The sequence below is a fragment of the Spongiactinospora gelatinilytica genome, assembly GCF_003236385.1.
In the GTDB taxonomy this organism is placed as follows: Bacteria; Actinomycetota; Actinomycetes; order Streptosporangiales; family Streptosporangiaceae; genus Spongiactinospora; species Spongiactinospora gelatinilytica.
This window is the reverse complement of record NZ_POUA01000620.1, coordinates 1-2,594: the sequence shown is the minus strand read 5'-3', so window position 1 is coordinate 2,594 and position 2,594 is coordinate 1. Positions and strand designations below refer to the sequence as shown.

At 70.4% G+C, this 2,594-nt stretch carries 4 protein-coding genes; all 4 read right to left on the bottom strand.

What is annotated here, in order from left to right:
• Positions 1 to 36: 36 nt before the first annotated feature.
• Positions 37 to 1,026, bottom strand: a complete 990-nt coding sequence (locus C1I98_RS37805) for a phosphotransferase (RefSeq protein WP_111172045.1) — start codon at positions 1,024 to 1,026, stop codon at positions 37 to 39.
• 293 nt (positions 1,027 to 1,319) lie between these two features.
• Positions 1,320 to 1,961, bottom strand: coding sequence for a JmjC domain-containing protein (locus C1I98_RS37800; protein WP_111172044.1), 642 nt, complete (start codon positions 1,959 to 1,961; stop codon positions 1,320 to 1,322).
• Positions 1,958 to 2,245: a hypothetical protein gene (locus C1I98_RS37795; protein ID WP_111172043.1), complete on the bottom strand. Its 288-nt coding sequence runs from the start codon at positions 2,243 to 2,245 to the stop codon at positions 1,958 to 1,960. Before C1I98_RS37795 ends, C1I98_RS37800 begins: the two co-directional genes overlap by 4 nt.
• 149 nt (positions 2,246 to 2,394) lie before the next feature.
• The coding region (locus C1I98_RS42300; RefSeq protein WP_233508538.1) for a hypothetical protein at positions 2,395 to 2,594 on the bottom strand (200 nt) is incomplete at its 5' end.

Here is a 2,594-nt window from a genome sequence, read left to right as displayed (position 1 = left end):
GTGCAGGAAGAGAGGGGCTTGGGGAAGGAGAGGGGGTCAGCGCCGCTCGAAGGCGTCCCGGACGTCCAGCACGTCGTCCAGCACGTCGTCCAGCACGTCGTCCAGCACGTCGTCCAGCACGTCCAGGGGCGTGACGTCGGGGCGGCCCAGGCGGAGCTGGTAGTCCACCCAGGCGTGGCCCGCCTGCGCGGCGTCGGCCCATGCCCGCCGCGCGTTTCCCTGGCCGTACCAGGACCGGTGAACGCGGTGCAGCGTCCACAACGCGGCCACGGCGGTGATCTGGTCACGCGGCGCGGCCTGCCAGGCCGGTAGCCGCGCGAGCAGTGTCTCCACCTGCTGCGGGGGGTGCCCGGCATGGACCAGTCGCGGCGCGAGCATCGCCGCCTCGACCCACGGCGCGCCCACCGAGGCGAACGCCCAATCGCCGGCGAAGACCGTGTCCCGGGCGATCTGGAGGTTCCCCGTGTGAAGGTCTCCGTGGATCAGGGTGTCGCCCTCATCCAGCACGGTCACATCGTCGAAGCCGTCGAGCGCGGCCTCGTACCGGTCCCAGCCGGGTAGGTCGGTCCAGTTGAGCACTGCATCGGCCACCTCCAGCAGCGGGCCGAAGTTCCCGGACACGGTCGGAGCATCGGCCGGAAACGAGTCGAGCCGGTGGCCGAGCAGGGCAACGGCATCGACCACCGCGGCGACGTCTGGGGACCGGGGGGACAGGTTCACCGGGCGGCCGTGGACAAGGGTGAAGATCATGGCGATCCAGCCGTGGCCGGTACTGCTCCACAGCAGGCGCGGTGTGGCCACCGTGTAGGGGATCATCCGCCCGGCCCACAGTTCCCGCCGGGCCAGCGGGGCGGCGTTGTGGTCGTCCGGGGTCGCCTTGAGCAGATAGGCGGTGCCGGGCGCGGTGTAGAGCCGCGCCGTCACTACTGCGCCTGGCCCTCCCGGGGTGGGGACCGCTTTCGTCACCGGCCCGATGTAGCTCTGCGCGTCGGTGCGCAGCGCTTCGGGTAGGTCGTCCCAATCCATGATCGATGTCTCCAAGAGGGGTTGAATACGAGGCGGGTATGTGGCCCGGACACGGCGGGGGCGTCGTGTCCGGGCCACGCGAAGGCCCTGGCCGGGGCGTTCGCCTTGTGGGCGCGCCTTCACCCCCCGGGGGCCGGGGGCCGACTCCGCCCTCTAGGAGGTTGTAGCTCCCCACGGTCAGTAGCATGTTCCTCGCCTTCGGTCATGAGAGGCGGGCACGCGGGGTCTGGGCGTGCCCGCTACGACGGCTCAGCGGGTGCGAAGGGAAGGCATCCGCCAGGGTGATTCCGAGATCAGTCGTCGCGGTCTATCGCGAACGCCAGATGCACCGAGTGGCCCGGCTCCTTCGGCGTGCTTACGGTGTGCGGGAGACCTTTGGGCAGGAGCAGCACGTCACCGGCCTTGGTGGTGACAGCGTGGATCGGCCGCGTGGCGCCATCGAACAGCCCCTCACCGACCAGCCACCCCTTCACCCCACGCACCTGCACGATCGCCCCGTACCAGGCGTCCCGGTGAGGGCCGATGCTCTCATCGCCCCAGCGTGACTGGAACACCGAGCACACCACGGCCAGGTCACGCGCGGCCAGGCGGCCGATCTGGAGTGCCGCGTAGGTGTACCAGGCGGCGGGGTTGTCACGACCGATGTCCTCGTAGACACGCGTGCGGTGACGTCCGTCGTAGGCGTCGGCGAGGGCCTGCGCGTCGGTGTGACGCTCGAACTCCTCCCGGCCGTCCAGCAGGGCCACCGGCGCACCGTCCGGCTGATCACCATCGATGGGTAACGGGAGGTCCGACGCCCATTCCGGGTCGAACGCCTGCTGAAAGTGTGCGTGTCCTTCGGTGGCGGCTCTCCGCAGGCCGCCGGAGGTCTCGATGGCGGCCCACAGCGTCCCCGCGATGAGCGCTCCTGGTGCCTCAGCGGGCGCGGTGATCATGCTGCGTCACCGGGCAGGCCGGGCAACATGCCCATGTGGTGAATGTGGAGGCCCTGCTTCCGGTAATGGGACCGATCCTTTGACACCCGGCCCGCCGCGTCCGGGGGCGCATCGACCGTCAGCCCCCCGAAGGCCGCGGTCACCACCTGGGCGTCGCCGCCGGGGGCGTGCCGCTCAAAGAATCGAGCCGCGGCGTTGCACATGGTGGTGAGTGCCGCCGGGGAGATCCCGTCGAGCCTGTCGTCGATGTCGCTCGTGGGGGGCTTGAGCGCGAGTTGTGTCATTGCTTGCTGTGACCTCTTTCTGTGATGGGGGGTGTTCAGCGGCCGTGGGCGCCCAGGGGCGTTGATCAGCGTGCGCCCACGGCCGCGTGGGCCCCTCCGGTGACGGGGCATCCAGAGACGTGGACGCGCCGGAGGGGAGCTTCAGGGGTTTACAGGCGGGGCGCGAACCGGTGGTGCAGCCAGCTCCGGCCCGCCCAGAACGCCTCCGACCGCGTATTGCGTGTCTCGTCCGGGCCGTGCATCGCCGCGTGGAGGTTGTTCAACGTCCAGGCGGCGATCAGCGCGGTCACCTGATCGCGTGGTGCGCCTTCCCATGTCGGCAGATCCGTGAGTAGCGCCTCGGCCTGCT

Excerpts from the sequence above, each read along its gene's own strand:
- C1I98_RS37805 (WP_111172045.1), bottom strand. The coding sequence starts at position 1,026 with ATGGATTGGGACGACCTACCCGAAGCGCTGCGCACCGACGCGCAGAGC.
- C1I98_RS37800 (WP_111172044.1), bottom strand. The coding sequence starts at position 1,961 with ATGATCACCGCGCCCGCTGAGGCACCAGGAGCGCTCATCGCGGGGACG.
- C1I98_RS37795 (WP_111172043.1), bottom strand. The coding sequence starts at position 2,245 with ATGACACAACTCGCGCTCAAGCCCCCCACGAGCGACATCGACGACAGG.